Source organism: Iamia sp. SCSIO 61187 (assembly GCF_019443745.1).
In the GTDB taxonomy this organism is placed as follows: domain Bacteria; phylum Actinomycetota; class Acidimicrobiia; order Acidimicrobiales; family Iamiaceae; genus Iamia.
Window position 1 is genome coordinate 739,938 of record NZ_CP050948.1, and the last position, 20,282, is coordinate 760,219.

Below are 20,282 nucleotides of genomic sequence, written 5' to 3' on the forward strand. Positions count from 1 at the left end.
CCGTGCGTCAGCGGCGGCGCTCTCGGGGGCCGGTCGGCTGGGAGAAGGTATGGAGGGCGATGCCGAGGCCGAAGACCAGCAGGGCGGCGGGGACGAGGACGTCGAGCGAGTCGAGGCCGGTGCGGGCGAGCACCCCGTCCCGGGATCCGGTGCCCCGCCCGCTCCCGGGGGTCGAGGGGGCGGCGGACCCGTCACCCCCGGCGCCCACCGGGTCGGGGGTCGCGGGTGTCGACGGCGGCGGTCCCGGCACGCTGGCCGGCGGCTGGGGGACGCTGGCGGGCGGCTCCTCCGGCGGCGGCTCCTCACCCGTCGGCTGGGACCGCCCCACCCGCCACGTCAGCGGGGTGGGCGGCTGGAGGACCTCGCCGCCGAGCGACGGCCAGATCATCGACCGCTCGACCTCGCCCACACCGGGCTGGTCGTAGTCGCAGACCCCGTCGGGGAAGGCGGCGGCGAGGGCGTCGAGCTGGTCCTGGGTCATCGACGGCGGGTAGTCGGCGGGGTCGATCGGCTGGAGCCGGCACTTCACGATGTCGTCGGTGAGCGGCATGCCGGCCACGGCCCGGGGGGTCGAGACGACGGGCAGGACGAGCGAGCACGGGCCCAGGCCCGAGTCGAAGTCCTCGGGCACGTCGACCCGGAGCGGGAGGCCGAGGTCGGGGAGGTCGGCGCCGGGGAGGAGCGGTCCCTGGACCAGGCCCAGGGGCCCGTTGATGGCGGCGGTGTCGAGCCGCCCGCCGATCGTGCCGAACGCGCACCGGTCGTAGACCGACGCCGGCCGGGCCCCGGCGACGGCGGCCACGTGGTCGCCCCCCGGGTCGGGCCGGGCGGCGGCGGTGGCCGTCACCCACTCCTCGGCCTCGTCGAGGGCATCGGCCTGGGTGACCACGCCCCGCCAGATGACCTGGGTGTCGTCCTGGCCGGTGTGCTCCCGGAGCCGGGCCCGGACCTGGAACGGCCGGACCGACTCGTGGATGTTGGCCACCGGGATGAGGTCGAGGTACGGGCCCAGGTCGATGACCGGCGTCTCGCCCAGCGCCCCCCGCCCCACGATGGTGCCGGACTCGTAGAGGATGGCGGCCACCTCGGGGTCCATGGCGTGGCGCTCGGGCTGGGGCTGGCCGTCGATGTCGAGGCCGCCGATCCGGGTGTTGAGGTCGACGAACTGCTCGGGTGTGATGGTGCCGGCCTGGAGGGCGGCCAGGCCGTACTGCACCCCCACGTTGTCGAGGGGCCGGCGGGCGAAGCCGGTGGCCGGGTCGATGCCGAACAGGTTGACGTTGGAGTCCTGGAGGGTGCAGCGCACCCCGTCGGGGTTGGTCGCCGGGTCGTACCGCTGCTCGGCCGGGACGCACGACGCCGTCGGGTCGAGGCGGCTGAAGAAGGCGTCCTTCCAGCTCTGGCAGATGGCGTTGAGCTGGTTGCCGCTCAGGAGGTTGTGGCCGTTAACGGCGGCCTTCTGGGTGTCGGTCCACGAGAGCGTGGTGGCGTCGTAGTAGCCCTGCAGGAGGCCGCAGTCGGCCACGGTCATGGCGGTCGAGGGGATGTCGGTGAACGTGGCCGTCGGCATCCCGGCGGCGAGCAGCCCGGGGGCGTTGTTGATGGCGTTGTACTGCTGGAGGGCGGCGCCGGACCCGTTGGTCCCGATCACCGCCTCGACCAGGCCGTACTGCTCGCTGATGTGCTCCTTCACCATCATCGCCGTCTCGATGCTGATGAACGGGTTGCAGTGGACGCCGAAGCTGGTCAGCGTCGAGTGCACGGTGGCGTGCCCGCGGCCCAGCATCTGGTCGATCCCGGTGAGGTTGATGAGCAGCCGGTCGGCCGACACCTGGGTGAGGTCGACGGCGCCCAGGACCATCATCGGGTCGTTGACGCCCTGCTGGTGGCCCACCCCGCAGGACTCGCCGAAGGCGTGGTACACCCGGCCGTCGAAGGAGCCGCCGGCGAACGCCATCGGGTCGTCGCGGCCGGCCGGATCGTCGAGCACGGCGATGCGGGTGATGCCCCGGTTGATCGTGCGGGTCTCGACCCGGGCCACGAAGGGCACGGCCTCACCGCTCGAGGTCTCCGTGGCCATGACGTCGTCGGGGTAGGGCGCCGACGGGTCGGCCAGCTCGTGGAAGCCCTGGTCGGTCGTCGACCGGTAGAACCACTGGTAGGTCGGGGCGATCGAGCAGTCCTCGTCGAGCGGTGCGCCCAGCCCGGCGTCCTCGGTCCGGCAGGCGAACGGCTCCTGGTGCGGCCCGGAGATGATCGGTCCGGTCACCGGGTGGTCGCGCACGACGAGGGTCGCCCGCTGGCCCCCGGACACGGCGACCAGGGTGTTCTCGCCCTCGGTCAGCCCCGTGACCAGGCCCCGCCGCTCGCCGTCGGCGAGGGTGGCGAAGGCGGCCGTCACGTCGGTGCCGTCGCGGGTGACCGTCAGCGGCGCCCCCGGGTCGAGGCCTCGCACGGCCACGAGCACGTCGCCGCCGCTGACCGTGTCGGGCATGGTCGACAGGGTGATGATCTCGAACTGCCCGTCGCCCAGGGGCGGGGTGCGGAGCGTGTGGAGGTCGGCATCGACCTCGGCTGGACCGACCGGGACCTGGGCCGGCGCCGGGGCGGGTGGGGAGACGACGAGCGTGGCGCCCAGCACCCCCAGGGCGGCGAGCCCGCCCCGCAGCCGGGCGCGCCGGGTCCGTCGTCGTCCGTCAGGCGATCCCATCCGGGGTCCTTCGGCGCCGTCCCGTCGGGTCCTGCCCGGCAGACGGGTGAACGCCCCCTAGCAGACGCCAGGTTGCCCGGGGTGGAGGGCGGACCGTAGAGTTGCCAGTCGGCCCGGAGGGCTGTGACGTGGCGCGAGCCCCGTCTGCGGCCCCGCCCCACAGTACGCCCGGCTCTGCCGGATCGAGGAGAACAGTCGTGCCCACCTACTCGCCGAAGGCCAGTGAGATCCAGCGGCGTTGGTACGTCGTCGACGCCGAGGGCCTCGTCCTCGGCCGGCTGGCCACCGAGGTCGCCCGGATCCTCCGCGGCAAGCACAAGCCGACCTTCGCCCCCCACATGGACACCGGCGACCACGTCATCATCGTGAACGCCGACAAGATCGTCCTCACCTCGAACAAGGCGGAGACGAAGATCCTCTACCGCCACTCCGGCTACCCGGGCGGCATCCGCCAGCAGACCTACGGCGACGCCCTGGCCAAGAAGCCGGCCGACACGGTGCGCGGCACCATCAAGGGCATGCTCCCGCACACCCGCCTCGGTGCCCAGCAGCTCACCAAGCTGCAGGTCTACGCCGGCCCGACGCACCCGCACGCCGCCCAGAAGCCCGAAGTCCTCGAGATCCCCGGCGCCCGTCGCGCCACCGCGTAGGAGACCACCCGTGTCCAAGCCCCTCACCCAGACCACCGGCCGCCGCAAGAGCGCCATCGCCCGCGTCCGCCTGCGTGAGGGCGAGGGCAAGATCACGATCAACGGCCGCGCCGTCGAGGACTACTTCCCGAACGAGACGCACCGCATGGTCCTGTCGGAGCCGCTGGTCGCCATCGAGGCCACCGACCGCTACGACATCGACGTCACCATGGGTGGCGGTGGCCCCTCGGGCCAGGCCGGCGCCATGCGCCTCGGCATCGCCCGGGCGCTGGTGGCCCTCGACGAGGAGACCCGCCCCACGCTGAAGGCGGCCGGCTTCCTCACCCGGGACGCCCGGGAGAAGGAGTCCAAGAAGTACGGCCTCAAGAAGGCCCGCAAGGCTCCGCAGTACTCGAAGCGTTGATCGCCCAGCCTTGACGCTGAGGTTCGGGACCGACGGGGTCCGGGGCGCGGCCAACACCGAGCTCACGCCCGAGCTGGCCCTCGCCCTCGGGCGCGCCGCGGCCCGCACCCTCGGTCCGGGTCCATGGGTCGTCGGCCGCGACACCCGGGTGTCGGGGCCGCTCCTGCACGCCGCCTTCGCCGCCGGGCTGGCGTCGGAGGGGGCGACGAGCGTCGACCTCGGCGTGATCCCCACGCCCGGCCTGGCGTTCCTCGCCGCCGCCGACCAGCTGCCGGGCGCCATGATCTCGGCGTCGCACAACCCCTTCGGCGACAACGGCATCAAGCTGTTCCGCACCGGCGGGCTCAAGCTCGACGACGCCACCGAGGAGCGCCTCGAGGCGGACCTCGAGCGCATCGAGGCCGAGGGCATCCCCGGCTCGCCCACGCGCCCGGGGGGCGACCTCGTCGGCCGGCTGCGCTCGGCGCCCGACGCCTGGGAGCGCTACGCCCACCACCTGACCCACGACGTGCTCGACGGGCGGGACCTGGGCGGGCTCAAGGTCGTCGTCGACTGCGGCCACGGCGCCGCCTCCGAGATCGCCCCGCAGGTCCTCGCCTCGCTGGGCGCCACGGTCACGGTGCTCCACGCCGACCCCGACGGCACCAACATCAACGCCGGCTCCGGGTCCACCCACCCCGAGGCCCTGCAGACGGCCGTGCTGGCCCGCGGCGCCGACGCCGGCCTCGCGTTCGACGGCGACGCCGACCGGGTCCTGGCCGTCGACGCCGCCGGGCGGCTCGTCGACGGCGACCACCTCATCGCCCTGCTGGCCCTCGACATGCGGTCCCGTGGCCTGCTCCACGACGACGCCGTGGTCGTGACCGTGATGACCAACCTCGGGTTCCGCCAGGCCATGGAGGCCGAGGGCATCCGGGTGGTGGAGACCCCCGTCGGCGACCGCCACGTGCTGTCGGCGCTCGAGGAGCACGGGCTGGCCCTCGGCGGCGAGCAGTCGGGCCACATCATCCTGCGGGAGCGGGCCACCACGGGCGACGGCCTGCTCGCCGGCCTCGGCGTGCTCGACGCCGTGAAGCGCTCCGGGCGGACCCTCGAGGACCTGGCCTCGGTGATGGTCCGCCTGCCCCAGGTCCTGCGCAACGTCCGGGTCGCCGGGAACGCCCGCGACGTGGCCGCGGGGATCGCCGCCGAGGTGGCCCAGGCCGAGATCGCCCTGGCCGGGCGGGGCCGGGTGCTGGTCCGGGCCAGCGGCACCGAGCCCCTCGTCCGGGTCATGGTCGAGGCCCCGACCCACGACGAGGCCGAGTCCGTCGCCGCCGCCCTCGAGGCCGCCCTCCCGGCCCCCGCCGGCGGCGCCGCGGACGGCCACCAGGTGCCGGGCCCCTCCTGACCGGACCGGGCCGCGCCGACGAGGATCGGGGCGGCGCTCGGTAGGATCGCTCCGCCTCGACCCCTGGGAGACCCGCATGTGCGGCATCATCGCCGTGGCCCGCCGCACCAGCGAGCGGACACCCCCCGACTCGGCCACCGTGCTGGGCCTGGTCCAGGGCACGGCCGACCGGGTGGCGGCGTGCACGACGGGGCGCGACGTCCGGGGCCCCCTCGAGGAGGTCGCCTCCCGGCTCGTCGAGGCCGACGGCCTGCTCCGCGGGACCCCCGGGGTGCGGGCCCTGCTGGCCGACGGCGCCCTCGTCGCCGGGCTGGAGGCGGCGCTGTCCGAGCTCGCCGGCGCCGTCGCCGCCCTCGACCGCCGCCTCGACGACGTCCTGGCCGACCGGCCCACGGCCGAGCAGGAGGCGATCAACTCCGCCCTCGTCGCCGTGCGCGACGGCGCCTGGGCCATCGGGCGCGACCGGCTGCGGACGGCCCGGGCCGTCGCCGGCCTGACCGGTCCCGGGGCCACCTCCGCGGCCGTGGAGGCGATGACCTCGGTGCAGCTGGCCCTGTCCGCCCTCGACCGGCTCGAGGTCCGCGGCCGCGACTCGGCCGGCATCAGCATCCTGGTCAGCGGGCACGACCTCGACCTCGAAGCGTCCGACGTGGCCGCCGCCCTCGCCGAGCGCAGCGAGGACGCGACCTACGGGTCGGGGTCGGTGCGGGTCGCCGCCGGCTGCCTGTCCTTCGTCTACAAGGCAGCTGCCGAGATCGGTGAGCTGGGCGACAACTCCGCCGCCCTGCGCAGCGCCATCGCCGGCGACGGCCTCCTGGCCCGGGCGGTGGCGGCCGACGGGGCCGAGGCCCTGGTGCTGGGCCACACCCGGTGGGCGAGCGTCGGCATCATCTCCCAGGCCAACGCCCACCCCGTCAACAGCGACGAGCAGGGCACCGCCCCGACCCCCTTCGTGAACGCCGCCCTCAACGGCGACATCGACAACTTCGCCGACCTGAAGGCCGAGGCCGGGCTCCAGATCGCCCCCGAGATCACCACCGACGCCAAGGTGATCCCGACCCTCGTCAGCCGGGCCCTCGCCGCCGAGGCGCCCGGTGGGGCGACGGACCAGGAGGCCGCGGCCGAGGCGTTCCGTCGCACCGTCACCCGCTTCCACGGCTCGGTGGCCATCGCCGCCTCGGTGGCCGACGACCCCCACACCCTCCTGCTGGCCCTGCGGGGCAGCGGCCAGGCCCTCTACGTCGGGTTGGCCGACGACCTCTACCTGGTCGCCTCCGAGCCCTACGGCGTGGTCGAGGAGTGCACCTCGTACCTGCGCATGGACGGCGAGACGGCGGCCGACGCCGCCGACCCCACCGGCAGCCGGGGCCAGGTCGTCGTGCTCGACGCCCGCCGGGCCGGCAGCGTCGCCGGGATCCGGCGCCTGTCCTACGCCGGCGCCGAGCTGCCGGTGGCCGACACCGAGCTGGCCCGGGCCGAGGTGACCACCCGGGACATCGACCGCGGCGACCACCCGCACTTCCTGCTGAAGGAGATCAGCGAGTCGCCGCTGTCGTTCCGCAAGACGCTGCGGGGCAAGGTCGTCACCGGCGACGACGGGTCGCTCGAGGCCCGCCTGGGCCCGGAGACGCTCCCCGACGCCACCCGCGCCGGGCTGGCCAAGGGCACCATCACCCGGGTCATCGCCATCGGCCAGGGCACCGCCGCCGTCGCCGGCCAGGCGCTGGCCGCCACCCTGGCCGGGCTCACCGCCGGCTCGGACCTCCGGGTCGACGCCCGCCTGGCCACCGAGCTGAGCGGCTTCTCGCTCCAGGCCGACATGGCCGACACGCTGATCGTCGCCGTCAGCCAGTCGGGCACCACCACCGACACCAACCGCACCGTCGACCTGGCCCGCTCGCGCGGCGCCACGGTCGTGAGCATCGTGAACCGTCGGGGGAGCGACCTCACCGACCGGTCCGACGGCGTGCTCTACACCTCCGACGGGCGGGACGTGGAGATGAGCGTGGCGTCGACCAAGGCGTTCTACGCCCAGGTCGCGGCGGGCATCCTCCTCGGCTCGGCCATCGCCGCCGAGGTCGACGGCAGCGCCACCGGCCGGGCGACCCGGTCGCGGCTGCTGACCGGTCTCCGGGCGCTGCCCGAGGCCATGGAGGAGGTCCTGGCCACCCGCCCGGCCATCGCCGCCGCCGCCCAGGAGCTGGCCCCGTCGAAGCGCTACTGGGCCATCGTCGGCTCGGGCGCCGACCGCATCGCCGCCCAGGAGCTGCGGATCAAGCTGTCCGAGCTCTGCTACAAGGCCATCGCCTGCGACGCCACCGAGGACAAGAAGCACATCGACCTGTCGTCGGAGCCGCTGATCATCGTCTGCGCCGCCGGCCTCCAGGGGTCGAACGCCGACGACGTGGCCAAGGAGGTGGCGATCTACCGGGCCCACAAGGCGTCGCCCATCGTGATCGCCTCCGAGGGCGACGAGCGCTTCTCGGCCGCCCTCAAGGTCCTGACCGTCCCGGTCGTCGACCCCGCCCTGTCCTTCGTGCTCGCCACCGTGGTCGGCCACCTGTGGGGCTACGAGGCCGCCCTCGCCATCGACGCCTCGGCCCTGCCGCTGCGCCAGGCCCGGGCCGCCATCGAAGCCCGCATCACCGGACCGGGCGACGGCGACGGCGAGCGGCTGCTGGCCGACCTGCGCACCGACTTCACCCCGCTGGCGGCCCGGTTCTTCGACGTGCTGCGCAGCGGCGGCTTCGACGGCACCCTCGAGGCGGCCACCGCCGTCCGGTTGGCGTCGCTCATGCGCTACGCCACCGGGCTGGTGCCGCTCGAGAGCTTCGACGTCGAGCACGGCCGGGCCGGCTCTCCCGTCGCCCTCGTCGAGGACCTGACCAGCGCTCTCACCGACGCCATCGAGGAGCTGACCCGCCCCGTCGACGCCATCAAGCACCAGGCCAAGACGGTCACGGTGGGCATCTCCCGCAGCGACGAGGGCCTCCTCCAGCTGCCCCTCGTGGCTGCGACGCTGGCGGCCGGCGCGCCCCGCGACCGGGTCAGCTACAAGGCCCTGCGCACCCTGGCCGGGCTCGACGCCGCCGTGGCCGAGGTCACCGGCCACACCCGCTACGCCGTCGAGGGCTCGGTCGAGACCCACGAGGCCACCGTCCGGGTCATCGACCGGGGCGGCATCTCCCGGGACCTGCCGCTGCGGACCGTGCGCAACCCGGTCCTCCGGGGCACCAAGCACCGGGTGGCGATGGAGCGCGAGGTCACCGTGGCCGTGGGCCGGAGCGACGGGCGCACCGTCATCATCGTGCCCGAGGTCCGGGGCAACGAGTGCACGGGCCTGACCCTGCTCCACTGCCGGTTCCACGAGCGGCTGCCGGCGGCCCGGGCCCGGTCGGTGCTCGAGCAGTACCGCACCCGGCTCTCGGCCCTGCACGACGCCGTCACCGAGACCGAGCCCACGTTCCGCGACGACCTGCTGGGCGAGATCCCGATGATCGAGCTGCTGACCTCGCCGGTCTACGTCCTGGCGGAGCGCTGGCGCACCCACCCGTGAGCGGACGCCGATGATCGGCATCGGGACCGACGTGGTGGACCTGGACCGGTTCCGCCTCGTCCTCGACCGGACGCCGACGCTGGTCGAGCGGCTGTTCACGGCGGGGGAGAGGTCCCTGGCCGCGTCGCGCCGGGACCCGATCCCGACCCTGGCGGCCCGCTTCGCGGCCAAGGAGGCGGTGATGAAGGCCCTGGGCGTCGGCATCGGGGCCATCGACTGGCACGACGTCGAGGTGGTGCGGGAGGAGTCGGGCCGGCCCCGGCTGGTGGTCACCGGGCGGGCGGCCGCCCTCGCCGCCGCCGCCGGCGTCGGCGCCTGGCACCTCTCGCTGTCGCACTCGGCCCTGGTCGCCACCGCCGTCGCCGCCGCCGACTGACCGACCCACCCACCCACCCTGCGCCGAAACCCCACCCTGCGCCGAACTCGGTGGCAGATGTGGGATGTTCGTCCGACATCTGCCACCGAGTTCGGGTGGGGTGGGGGGTGGAGCTGGCGGTCAGGCGGTGAGGGTGGCCAGGATCTCGGGCCAGTGGGCCCGGTGGAGGCCGTGGTCGCCGTCGACCTCGTGCACGCGGGCGCCGGGGAGCAGGGCGGCCCACCAGCGGGCGAAGGCGACGGGGGCGACGTCGTCGGCCGTGCCGGCCCAGATGGTGGCCGGCGCAGCCGCCCCGGCCAGGTCGACGTCGGGGACCGCGGCCTGGACGGCGATCTCCTGGTGGAGGCCGTCGAGCCCCAGGGCCACGGCCTCCTCCTCGGCCGGCCCCTCGACCGGCGTGAAGGGAGCGACCTCGGCGGCGACGGCGTCCGGGGCCATCTCGGCCGCCATCTCGGCGAACAGCTCACGGCCCGGGCCGGCGGCGAGGCGCACGTCGGGGTCGGCGAAGGCGGTGATCGGCACCGCCGGCGCGGCCAGGCCGACGGCGCTGACCACCGCCGGGTGGCGGGCGGCCAGGGCCACGGCGTAGGGGGCCCCGGCCGACCAGGCCAGGACGGCGGCCCGCTCCACGCCGAGGCGGGCGAGGGTGGCCGCCAGGTCGTCGGCGACCGAGCCGAGCGTCCGCCCGGGGTGCGACGTGCTGCGCCCGCACCCCGGTCGGTCGACCGCCAGGAGGCGGACGCCCGCCGCCGCCGTGGCCGGATCGTCACCGCGCGACAGCCGGGAGTCGGGCGTCCCGTGGAGGTAGACGACCGGCACCCCGTCGGGGTCGCCGACGTCGTCGACGGCCAGGTCACGGCCGTCGGGCAGGCGCACGAGCCGGGGCGGGGTCGGGGGCATCGGCCGAGCGTACGGTCCGGGCCCGGCCACCCGGGCGGGGGAGGCGACAGCATCTCGTCAGGGGCCGGCGGGCCGGGTCGCTACCCTCCACCCGTGACCTCTGCTCCTGCGATCGTCCGCGTCGGCCTGCTGGGCTGCGGCAACGTGGGCGGTCCGCTCGTCTCGCTGGTCGACGAGCGGCGCGAGGCCATCGTCGACGGGGCGGGCGTCCGGCTCGACATCACCCGGGTCGCGGTGCGCAGCCTCACCCGCGACCGGGGCCTCGACCTCGACGACGGCGTGCTCACCCTCGACGCCGAGTCCGTGGCCACCGATCCCGACATCGACGTGGTGGTCGAGCTGATCGGCGGGATCGAGCCGGCGCGGGAGCTGATCCTCGCCGCCCTGGGCGCGGGCAAGCCGGTCGTCACCGGCAACAAGGAGCTGATCGCCAACCACGGCGCCGAGCTGGCCGAGGCCGCGGCCCGGGCCGGCGTCGACCTGCTGTTCGAGGCCGCCGTCGCCGGGGGCATCCCGATCGTCCGCCCCCTCCGGGAGTCCCTGGCCGGCGAGGACATCACCCGGGTGATGGGCATCGTCAACGGCACGACCAACTTCATCCTCACCCGGATGACCGAGGAGGGGACCGGCTACGCCGACGCCCTGGCCGAGGCCCAGAGCCTGGGCTACGCCGAGCGCGACCCCACCGCCGACGTCGAGGGCTACGACGCCGGGGCCAAGGCCGCCATCATCGCCTCGCTCGCCTTCGGCACCCGGGTGGTCGCGGGCGACGTGTACCACGAGGGCATCTCCGGCATCAGCGCCCACGACATCGCCTCGGCCTCGCGGCTCGACCACGTCATCAAGCTGCTGGCCGTGTGCGAGCGCCTCCCCGGCGCCGACGGCCCCGAGGTCGCCGTCCGGGTCCACCCGGCGATGGTCCCGGCCCAGCACCCCCTCGCCGGTGTGCGCGACAGCTTCAACGCCGTGTTCGTCGAGGGCGCCTCCGTCGGTGATCTGATGTTCTACGGCCGGGGCGCCGGCGGCGGCCCCACCGCGTCGGCCGTGCTGGGCGACCTGGTCGACGCCGCCGTCAACCGCACGAAGGGCACCGCCGCCGCGGTCGGCTTCGGCGGTCGGGCCCGGATCCGGCCCATCGACGAGCAGCGCAGCCCCTTCTACCTGAGCCTCGACGTCGAGGACCGGCCCGGTGTGCTGCGCTCGATCGCCGAGGTGTTCGAGACCCACGACGTGTCCATCCGCTCGCTGGAGCAGGAGGGCATCGGTGCCGACGCCCGCATCGTCCTCATCACCCACGTGGCCCGCGAGGCCGACCTCCGGGCGACCGTCCGCGACCTGCGGGGCCTGCCCACGGTGCACGAGGTGGGCAGCGTGATCCGCGTCGTCGCCAGCGAGGAGTAGCGGCCGCCGTGCGCTACCTCAGCACCCGCGGGTCGTGCCCGCCGGTCGGCTTCGACGGCGCCCTCATCGGCGGGCTGGCGCCCGACGGCGGCCTCTACGTCCCCGAGGAGTGGCCGGCGATCGACGTCCACCCGTCGGTCGAGCGCTACACCGACGTCGCCGTCGACGTCCTGGCGCCCTACGTGTCACCGGCCATCCCCCGCGACGAGCTGCGCCCGCTGGTCGAGGAGGCCTACGCCACCTTCTCCCACGCCGACGTCTGCCCCGTGACCCCGCTGGAGGACGGCCTCCACCTCCTGGAGCTGTTCTGGGGGCCGACCCTGGCCTTCAAGGACGTGGCCCTCCAGCTCCTCGGGCGGCTCATGGATCGCGAGCTGGCCCGCCGCGACGAGCGGGCCACGGTGCTGGTCGCCACGTCGGGCGACACCGGGTCGGCCGCCATCGAGGCCTGCCGGGGCCGCGACCGCCTCGACATCGTCGTCCTCCACCCGGCCGGGCGGGTCAGCGACGTGCAGCGCCGCCAGATGACGACCGTCGACGAGCCCAACGTCCGCAACGTCGCCATCGACGGCGACTTCGACACCTGCCAGGACCTGGTGAAGGCCGCCTTCGCCGACACCGCCCTGCGCGACGAGCTGCGCCTGTCGGCCATGAACTCGATCAACTGGGCCCGGGTGATGGCCCAGGTCGTCTACTACGTCACCGCGGCGGCGGCCGTCGCCCCCGACGGTCCGGTGTCCTTCGCCGTCCCGACCGGCAACTTCGGCAACGTCCTGGCCGGTTGGGTGGCCAAGCAGGGCGGTCTCGACGTCGACCGGCTGATCGTGGGGTCCAACCGCAACGACATCCTCACCCGCTGGATCGCCAGCGGGGTGATGGAGGTCGAGGGCGTCGAGCCCAGCCTCAGCCCGTCGATGGACATCCAGGTGTCGAGCAACGTCGAGCGGTACCTGTGGGAGCTCTACGGCCGCAACGGCGCCGTCGTGGCCGAGGCCATGGCCCGGTTCCGGTCCGACGGCCGGCTCGACATCGGCGCCGCCCGCCTCGACCGCGTGCGGGCCACGTTCTCCGGCGTGCGCGTCGACGACGAGGCCACCCTGTTCGAGATCCAGCGGGTCCACGAGGCCCACGGGGTGCTGGTCGACCCCCACACCGCCATCGGGATCGCCGCCGCCCGGGCGGTGCCGTCGGACCCCGACGTCCCCCGGGTCGTGCTGGCCACCGCCCACCCGGCCAAGTTCCCCGACGCCGTCGAGGCCGCGACCGGCGTCCGCCCCCTCCTGCCCGAGCACCTGGCCGACCTGCTCGACCGCCCCGAGCACCTCACCCCGCTGGCCGCCGACAGCGCCGTCCTGGCCGACTACCTCCGCGCCGAGCTGCTCTGACCCCACCGACCCCGGGACGGACCACGCCCGCGCTGCGGGGTCCGTCCGAAGTTCGAGGGCGGTACCGTCGGCGGCCATGGACCTCCGGATCTTCACCGAGCCGCAGCAGGGCGCCAGCTACGACGACCTCCTCGCCGTGGCCCGGCTCAGCGAGGAGCTGGGCTTCGACGCCTTCTTCCGCTCGGACCACTACCAGCGGATGGGCGACGGCTCGCCCCTGCCCGGCCCCACCGACGCCTGGATCACCCTGGCCGGCCTGGCCCGGGAGACCTCGACCATCCGCCTCGGCACGCTGGTCACCGCCGGCACCTTCCGGCTGCCCGGGCCCCTGGCCATCTCCGTGGCCACCGTCGACGCCATGAGCGGCGGGCGGGTCGAGCTCGGCCTCGGCTCCGGGTGGTTCGACGACGAGCACACGTCCTACGGCATCCCGTTCGGGTCGGTGAAGGAGCGCTTCGACCGCTATGAGGAGCAGCTGGCCATCATCACCGGCCTGTGGGCGACGCCCGAGGGCGAGACCTTCTCCTTCGACGGCGCCGAGTACCAGCTGGTCGACTCGCCGGCGCTGCCCAAGCCGGTCCAGTCGCCCCGCCCGCCGATCATCATCGGTGGCGGCGGCCAGAAGCGGACGCCCCGCCTCGCCGCCACCTACGCCGACGAGTTCAACGTGCCCTTCACCGACCTCGACGGCACCGCCGCCGCCTTCGACCGGGTGCGGTCCGCCTGCGAGGCCCGCGACCGGGACCCCGGCACCATGGTCCTCTCGGCCGCCCAGGTCGTGTGCTGCGGCGGCGACGAGGCCGAGGTGGCCCGCCGGGCCCGGGCCATCGGGCGGGAACCGGCCGAGCTGCGCGAGAACGGCGCCGCCGGGACCCCCGCCGAGGTCGTGGCCCGGCTGCAGGCCTACGCCGAGAAGGGCGCCACCCGGGCCTACCTCCAGGTCCTCGACCTGACCGACCTCGACCACCTGCGCCTCCTGGCCGCCGAGGTGGCGCCGCACGTCTGACGCCAGGGCTCGGCGGGCCGAGGGCCCCGGGCGGGCGGGGGTCGGTAGCCTCCGGGCATGACCCTGCCCGCCCCCGCCGACCTCGGCCCCACCGCCGCCGGGCGGGACATGGGCTGGCACGGCGACCCGTGGCAGCGGCACCAGCTCCGCTTCCACGACGGGGGCCAGTGGACCGAGCACGTGGCCGACGGCGGGTTCTGCAGCCTCGACTCGGCACCGGTCGCCGACCTGCCCCGCTCGCACCCCCACCCGGTGCGGGACGCGCCGCCCGACGAGGGCGCCGGGCCGCGGGTCGTGCCCGACGCCGACCACCGCCCGGCCACACTCGCCAGCGAGCTGCTCCTCCTCGACCACCGTGACGGCCGCCGGCGGGCCCTCCTCGGCCCCGACGACCAGGTGGCCGGGTCGGTCGAGGAGCCGGCCCCGGCCTGGCCCCGCCGGCTCGTGGGCCTCCTCGTCGCCGGCCCCCCCACCGCGGCGACCACCCTCGTCGTGCGCGAGGCCGACGGCACCGAGCGCCTGCGCCTCTCCCGACCGGGGCGGCGCATCGAGCCCGTCGTCGACGTGCGGCCGGCCGACGGGCCGCCGGCCACGGTCCGGGCCTCGTCGGTCCGCCAGGGCATCCGGGCCGAGGTGCGCTCCGGCGACGACCTGGTCGGCCGGCTCGAGCAGGTCGGCCGCTCCCGCCACGCCCTGCGGGTCGTCGACGACGCCGGCACCCCTCTCGCCCGCCTGGCCGCGGTGTGGGACGTGCCCGGGCGCCGACGCCACCTGCCGCCCGGCGTCCTCCTGGTCGACCGGCGGCCCCCCGACGGGGGCGCCCTCGACCCGGCCGGGGGGCTCGTCCTCCTCGGCGCCCTCCTCTCCGCCGAGCTCCTGCTGCCCCCGCCCCCTCCCTGACGGGCGAGGTGGGGACGATCGCGGGTGCCCGGACCCCTGATCCGTCCCCGGTCCGGGCGTGCGGGCCGGTCCGTCGGCGGGGGACATCGCGGCACCCAGGCGCTAGCAAGGGGAGATGTCGCCGTTCGACCCGCCCATCACCGCCATCCGCGACGTGGTGGCCCGCGCCCTGGCCGAGGACCTCACCCCCCTCGGCGACATCAGCGCCGCCCTCCTGCCCCCCGGGGCCACGGCCACCGCCGTGCTCCGGTCCCGCGCCGCGGGGGTGGTGGCCGGGTGCGCCTGCGTCACCGAGGTGCTCGACCAGGTCGACCGCCGGCTGGCGGTGGAGTGGCAGGTCGTCGATGGCGACCCGGTCGAGCCCGGCGGGGTGGTGGGCGTCGTGTCCGGGCCCCTCGGCTCCCTGCTCACCGCCGAGCGGACGGCGCTCAACCTCCTGTCCCACCTGAGCGGCGTCGCCACCCTCACCCGGCGCTTCGTCGACGCCGCCGGCCCGGGCCTGCGGGTCTGGGACACCCGCAAGACGACGCCGGGCCTGCGCGCCCTCGAGAAGGCGGCCGTGCGCGCCGGCGGCGGCGCCAGCCACCGGGGGAACCTCTCGGAGTGGGTCATGCTGAAGGACAACCACCTCGAGCTGGTGGACATGGCCGAGGCCGTGGCCCAGGCCCGGGCCTGGTTCCCGGCCCGCACCGTCCACGTCGAGTGCGACACCCACGAGAAGGTCGGCGAGGCCCTCGACGCCGGGGCCGACGCCCTCCTCCTCGACAACATGACGCCGGAGGAGGCCCGGGCGTGCGTCGCCACCATCGACGCCCACGCCGAGGAGGTCGGGCGCCGGCGACCGGTGGTGGAGATCTCGGGCGGCATCACCCTCGAGACGGTCCGCGCCTACGCCGACGTCGGCGCCGACCTGGTCTCGTCGGGCTCGCTCACCAGCTCGGCCCCGGTCCTCGACATCGGCCTCGACGTGGTCTCCACCTGGCTGGAGGGCGACGAGTCGGGTCCGCCCGAGCGGCGCCGGTCGCCGGGCCCCGGCTGACGCCTCGCCCGGTGCGGGCCGACGCCCCCGACGCCGCCGACGCCCCCGGCTGACCTCCGTCTGCCGTCATCCCGAGCAGGGCCTCGGCGGCTGTGGTACCAACGTGTGGACCCTTCGGGGGGGAAGCCCGTCGAGACGAGCTCCCGTTGGACCAGCACCCGGCCGACACCGTCGACCTCCAGAAGCCGACCCCCTCCGCCGGGACCGTCGCGCCGGAGGCCCCGCCGGTCGAGGTCCCCGTCGGCGAGCACGGGTGGGCGCCGAACCCCGACGCCCTCGTCCAGATGCACCAGGTGCAGAAGCACTTCGGCCCGCTTCACGTCCTCAGGGACATCGAGCTCGAGGTCGGCCGGGGTGAGGTCGTCGTCGTCATCGGCCCCTCGGGGTCGGGCAAGTCGACCCTGTGCCGCACCATCAACCGGCTCGAGCCCATCGACTCGGGGTTGATCCTCATCGACGGGGAGCTCCAGCCCCAGGAGGGCACGGCGCTGGCTCGGCTGCGGGCCGACGTCGGGATGGTCTTCCAGAGCTTCAACCTGTTCTCGCACATGTCGGTCCTGAAGAACGTCACCGTCGGCCCCACCAAGGCCCGGGGGGTGAAGCGGTCGCAGGCCGAGGACCGGGCCCGGGAGCTGCTGGAGCGGGTCGGCGTGGCCGAGAAGGCCGACGCCATGCCGAGCGAGCTCTCCGGCGGTCAGCAGCAGCGGGTGGCCATCGCCCGGGCCCTGGCCATGGACCCCAAGATCATCCTCTTCGACGAGCCGACGTCCGCGCTCGACCCGGAGATGATCAGCGAGGTGCTCGACGTCATGGTCGAGCTGGCCGAGGCCGGCATGACGATGGTCGTCGTCACCCACGAGATGGGCTTCGCCCGCAAGGCCGCCGATCGGGTCGTGTTCATGGACCACGGCGAGATCCTCGAGGTCCGCGCCCCGGCCGACTTCTTCGACGACCCGGAGACCGACCGGGCCAAGGACTTCCTCTCCAAGATCCTGAGCCACTGAACGATGCCACCCGCCCGCCTGCCCGCCGTCCCGACGTCTCCCCCCGGCCTCCCTGCCACCCCCTGCCCACCCGAAAGGTCCCACCGATGATGAAGACCCGACTGAGGTTGCTCCTCGCCCTGCTCCTGCCTCTGGCGTTCCTGCTGACCGGCTGCGGCGACGACGACGAGGGGTTGGGCGACGGCGACACGCCCGAGACCACCGACCCCGAGGTCGCCGAGGACACCGAGTTCCCGGAGGGCTCGACCATGGCCCGCCTGGCCGAGGAGGGCTCGATCAAGATCGGCACCAAGTTCGACCAGCCCGGCCTGGGCGCCGTCGGGCTCGAGTCCGAGGACCCCGAGGGCTTCGACATCGAGATCGGCAAGCTCGTCGCCGCCGAGCTCGGCATCGCCCCCGGGGACATCGAGTGGGTCGAGACCGTCTCGGCCAACCGCGAGGCGTTCATCGAGAACGGCACCGTCGACATCGTGATCGCCACCTACACGATCAACGACGAGCGCAAGGAGGTCGTCGACTTCGCCGGCCCGTACTACGTCGCCGGCCAGGACCTGCTCGTCGGAGCCGACGACGACTCCATCAACGGGCCCGACGACCTCGCCGGCAAGCGGGTGTGCGCGGCCAGCGGCTCGACGCCCATCGAGCGCATCCGGGAGGAGTACCCCGACGCCGAGCCGGTCGAGTTCGACACCTACACCGAGTGCGTCGACCAGCTCCAGACCGGCCAGGTCGACGCGGTCAGCACCGACGACATCATCCTCGCCGGCTACGCCGCCGACCCGAACTACGAGGGTGAGTTCCGCGTCGTGGGCGAGACCTTCAGCGAGGAGCCCTACGGCATCGGCCTCGCCAAGGGCGACGACGAGTTCCGCGACTTCCTCAACGACGTCCTCGAGCAGTCCTACGAGGACGGCACCTGGGAGCAGGCCTTCGACGCCACCCTCGGCGCCAGCGGGGTCGAGGCCCCTGAGCCGCCCGAGGTCGACCGGTACTGACCTCGTGCCCGAGCTGACGGTGCGTCCCTCCCGTGGCCTGAGGTCCCCCTAGGTGGACCACGTCTGGGAGAACCGCGACCTCATCCTCGACGGGTTCCGCACCACGGTGTGGCTCACCGTCAGCTCGGGCGTGCTCTCGCTCCTGTTCGGCACCGTCCTCGCCATCATGCGGGTGGGCCCCATCCCGCCCCTGCGCTGGCTGGGCACCACCTACGTGACCCTCGTCCGGAACACGCCGCTCACCCTGGTGTTCATCTTCTCCACCTTCGGCCTGCCGCGGATGGAGGTCCGGCTCTCGTTCGTCGCCTTCGCCATCGTGGCCCTGACGATCTACACGACCGCCTTCGTCTGCGAGGCGGTGCGGTCGGGCATCAACGCGGTGGACGCCGGCGAGATCGAGGCGGCCCGGGCCATCGGGCTGCCGTTCCGGCAGGTCCTCACCCTGGTCGTGCTGCCCCAGGCGTACCGGGCCGTGATCCCGCCCCTCACCGGCGTGCTGAACGCCCTGCTCAAGAACACCTCGGTGGCGGTGGCGTTCAACGTGGCCGAGGCGAACCAGGTGCTGCGCCGGCTCCAGAACGCCGACGCCAGCGCCACGTTCCCCCTCCTGTTCACGACCGGCCTCGGCTACATCATCCTGGCGTCGGTCCTCTTCCTCGGGTCGTGGGCGCTCGAGCGGGCGGTCGACCCCGACCGGGCCCGGCGCCGCCGGTCGGGCGGCGGCGTCCCCGCCATGGCGCGCGAGGCGACCTGATGGCGGTCGCCCTCTTCGACGCGCCGGGCCCCCGGGGCCGGCGCCGCATCCTCATCGGCAGCATCCTGGTGGTCATGCTGGTCCTGGTCCCGCTCGTGGGCCTGGTCCTCTGGCGGCTGCATGCGACGGGCCAGTTCCGAGGCGCCTACTGGGACCCCTTCGGCGGCGCCGGCGTCCAGCGCATCCTCCTCCGCGGCCTGGTGGCGACGCTCAAGGCGGCCGGGTTGGCCCTGGTGCTCGCTCTGGTCCTCGGGGTCCTGCTCGGCGTGGGCCAGCTGTCGCGGCGGTGGCCGATCCGCATGGCTGCCACCGCCTTCGTGAACCTCTTCCGCGCCATCCCGCTCGTGCTGCTCATCTTCTTCGCCTTCCTCGGCCTGCCCCGGCTGGGCGACGAGATCGCGACCTGGTCGTGGGTCCCCGACGACCTCCGGACCTCCATCGTCGACCGGTTCGACGTCAGCTCCTTCGCCGCCCTGGTGATCGGGCTCACCCTCTACAACGGGTCGGTCTTCGCCGAGATCGTCCGGGCCGGGATCCGGTCGGTGCCCTCCGGGCAGGTCGAGGCCGCCTTGAGCATCGGGCTGACGCGCACGGCGGTGACCCGGCTCGTCCAGCTGCCGCAGGCGGTCCGCACCATGCTCCCCACCCTGGTCAGCCAGATGGTGGTGCTGCTGAAGGACTCCGCCCTCGGGTTCATCGTCGCCTACCCGGAGCTGCTGCGGTCGGGGCGGCGCATCTACACCAACATCGGCAACGTCATCCCCACCGCCATCGTCGTGGCCACCATCTACATCGTGATCAACCTGGCCCTCACCACGGTGGCCACCTGGCTCGAGCGCCGGGGGAGGGGCGGGGGGCGCCGGCGGGGGGCGACGGTCGACGCCCCGCCGGTCGCCGCCGACAGCGGGCTGCGCTCGATCTGAGTCGATTTCCCCCGTGGGTGGGGGTCGGAGCATGCTGACCACCTCGGCCCCCGGCCCGGAGGAACACCTCGGTGCTGCTCGCCATCGACATCGGCAACACCCAGACGGTGATCGGCCTCTACGAGGGGCCCGACGCCGACACCCCGGTCCGCGAGGGCGGCTCCCGGTGCGAGCAGGGGCTGCTCGACAACTGGCGGATCGCCACCAAGGCCGAGCGCACGGCCGACGAGCACGCCCTGACCATCCAGGAGTTCCTCGGCTTCCACGGCTTCTCGTTCGACGACGACATCGACGGGATCGCCATCTCGTCGGTCGTGCCCCGGGCCACGGCCGCCTTCCGCAGCATGGTCGAGCGGTACTTCGGCTTCCGGCCCGTCGTGATCGAGCCCGGCGTCCGCACCGGCATGCCCGTCCTGACCGACAACCCCCGCGAGGTCGGCGCCGACCGCATCGCCAACGCCGTGGCCGCCATCGACGTGTACGGCGGCCCCGCGATCGTCATCGACTTCGGCACGGCCACGACCTACGACGCCATCTCGCCCAACGGCGAGCTGCTGGGGTGCGCCATCGCCCCCGGCATCGACATCAGCCTCGATGCCCTGTACCAGCGGGCCGACGCCCTGCGCCGGATCGAGCTGCAGGAGCCCCGCAGCGTGATCGGCCGCAACACCGTCGACGCCCTGCAGGCCGGGGCCGTCTACGGGTTCGCCGGCCAGGTCGACGGCATCGTCGATCGCATGGTCGACGAGGTCGGGACCAACGCGACGATCCTCGCCACCGGTGGCCTGGCCTCGCTGATCGCGCCCTACTCCCGCTCGATCGAGATCCTCGAGCCGTGGCTCACCCTCCACGGCCTCCGGCTCATCTTCGCCAAGAACGTCGCCTGAGCG

General features: G+C 74.4%; 17 protein-coding genes. 15 read left to right on the forward strand and 2 right to left on the reverse strand.

All coding sequences use genetic code 11. The annotated features are described in order from the left end of the window. Window positions 1-7: 7 nt before the first annotated feature. A complete protein-coding gene (locus tag HC251_RS03565) occupies window positions 8-2,710 on the reverse strand; it encodes a DUF6351 family protein (RefSeq protein WP_219943949.1) in 2,703 nt (900 codons plus the stop codon). A 197-nt stretch (window positions 2,711-2,907) separates the two neighbouring features. On the opposite strand from HC251_RS03565, the gene rplM reads away from it, so the two are divergent. From rplM to HC251_RS03590, 5 genes are all read left to right on the forward strand, one after another. Then, window positions 2,908-3,360 carry a 50S ribosomal protein L13 gene (gene rplM / locus HC251_RS03570; RefSeq protein ID WP_219943950.1) on the forward strand — a complete coding sequence of 151 codons (453 nt, stop codon included), beginning with the start codon at window positions 2,908-2,910 and terminating at the stop codon, window positions 3,358-3,360. Then, complete coding sequence (rpsI, locus tag HC251_RS03575; RefSeq protein ID WP_370651272.1) at window positions 3,251-3,763, forward strand: 30S ribosomal protein S9; 513 nt, start codon at window positions 3,251-3,253, stop codon at window positions 3,761-3,763. Before rplM ends, rpsI begins: the two co-directional genes overlap by 110 nt. Window positions 3,764-3,773: 10 nt before the next feature. Further along, complete coding sequence (gene glmM, locus HC251_RS03580; protein ID WP_219943952.1) at window positions 3,774-5,153, forward strand: phosphoglucosamine mutase; 1,380 nt, start codon at window positions 3,774-3,776, stop codon at window positions 5,151-5,153. 76 nt (window positions 5,154-5,229) lie between these two features. Next, the gene (locus HC251_RS03585; RefSeq protein WP_219943953.1) at window positions 5,230-8,709 is read left to right on the forward strand and encodes an SIS domain-containing protein; all 3,480 of its coding nucleotides are present in this window, start codon (window positions 5,230-5,232) and stop codon (window positions 8,707-8,709) included. A gap of 10 nt (window positions 8,710-8,719) precedes the next feature. Beyond that, complete coding sequence (locus HC251_RS03590; protein WP_219943954.1) at window positions 8,720-9,085, forward strand: holo-ACP synthase; 366 nt, start codon at window positions 8,720-8,722, stop codon at window positions 9,083-9,085. Window positions 9,086-9,205: 120 nt separating this feature from the next. On the opposite strand, the gene HC251_RS03595 is transcribed toward HC251_RS03590, so the two are convergent. Then, window positions 9,206-9,985 carry an alpha/beta fold hydrolase gene (locus tag HC251_RS03595; protein WP_219943955.1) on the reverse strand — a complete coding sequence of 260 codons (780 nt, stop codon included), beginning with the start codon at window positions 9,983-9,985 and terminating at the stop codon, window positions 9,206-9,208. A gap of 93 nt (window positions 9,986-10,078) precedes the next feature. Between HC251_RS03595 and HC251_RS03600 the strand changes: the two genes are divergently transcribed. From HC251_RS03600 to HC251_RS03645, 10 genes are all read left to right on the forward strand, one after another. Then, window positions 10,079-11,386: a homoserine dehydrogenase gene (locus tag HC251_RS03600; RefSeq protein ID WP_219943956.1), complete on the forward strand. Its 1,308-nt coding sequence runs from the start codon at window positions 10,079-10,081 to the stop codon at window positions 11,384-11,386. Between the two features lie 8 nt (window positions 11,387-11,394). Then, complete coding sequence (gene thrC / locus HC251_RS03605; protein WP_219943957.1) at window positions 11,395-12,771, forward strand: threonine synthase; 1,377 nt, start codon at window positions 11,395-11,397, stop codon at window positions 12,769-12,771. A 76-nt stretch (window positions 12,772-12,847) separates the two neighbouring features. Further along, window positions 12,848-13,777, forward strand: a complete 930-nt coding sequence (locus HC251_RS03610) for an LLM class F420-dependent oxidoreductase (protein WP_219943958.1) — start codon at window positions 12,848-12,850, stop codon at window positions 13,775-13,777. A gap of 57 nt (window positions 13,778-13,834) precedes the next feature. Then, window positions 13,835-14,677 carry a DUF2510 domain-containing protein gene (locus HC251_RS03615; RefSeq protein WP_219943959.1) on the forward strand — a complete coding sequence of 281 codons (843 nt, stop codon included), beginning with the start codon at window positions 13,835-13,837 and terminating at the stop codon, window positions 14,675-14,677. Between the two features lie 115 nt (window positions 14,678-14,792). Continuing rightward, window positions 14,793-15,716 (forward strand): carboxylating nicotinate-nucleotide diphosphorylase, encoded by a 924-nt coding sequence (gene nadC, locus HC251_RS03620; protein WP_219943960.1) that lies wholly within the window; start codon window positions 14,793-14,795, stop codon window positions 15,714-15,716. Between the two features lie 284 nt (window positions 15,717-16,000). Continuing rightward, entirely contained in the window at window positions 16,001-16,720 is a 720-nt protein-coding gene (locus HC251_RS03625; protein WP_219945609.1) for an amino acid ABC transporter ATP-binding protein, read from the forward strand. An 86-nt stretch (window positions 16,721-16,806) separates the two neighbouring features. Next, on the forward strand, window positions 16,807-17,715 hold the full coding sequence (locus HC251_RS03630) for a glutamate ABC transporter substrate-binding protein (protein WP_219943961.1): 909 nt from the start codon (window positions 16,807-16,809) through the stop codon (window positions 17,713-17,715). A 52-nt stretch (window positions 17,716-17,767) separates the two neighbouring features. Further along, window positions 17,768-18,469 carry an amino acid ABC transporter permease gene (locus HC251_RS03635; protein ID WP_219943962.1) on the forward strand — a complete coding sequence of 234 codons (702 nt, stop codon included), beginning with the start codon at window positions 17,768-17,770 and terminating at the stop codon, window positions 18,467-18,469. Further along, window positions 18,469-19,392, forward strand: a complete 924-nt coding sequence (locus HC251_RS03640; RefSeq protein ID WP_219943963.1) for an amino acid ABC transporter permease — start codon at window positions 18,469-18,471, stop codon at window positions 19,390-19,392. Before HC251_RS03635 ends, HC251_RS03640 begins: the two co-directional genes overlap by 1 nt. 71 nt (window positions 19,393-19,463) lie before the next feature. Next, on the forward strand, window positions 19,464-20,279 hold the full coding sequence (locus HC251_RS03645) for a type III pantothenate kinase (protein ID WP_219943964.1): 816 nt from the start codon (window positions 19,464-19,466) through the stop codon (window positions 20,277-20,279). Window positions 20,280-20,282: the final 3 nt, after the last annotated feature.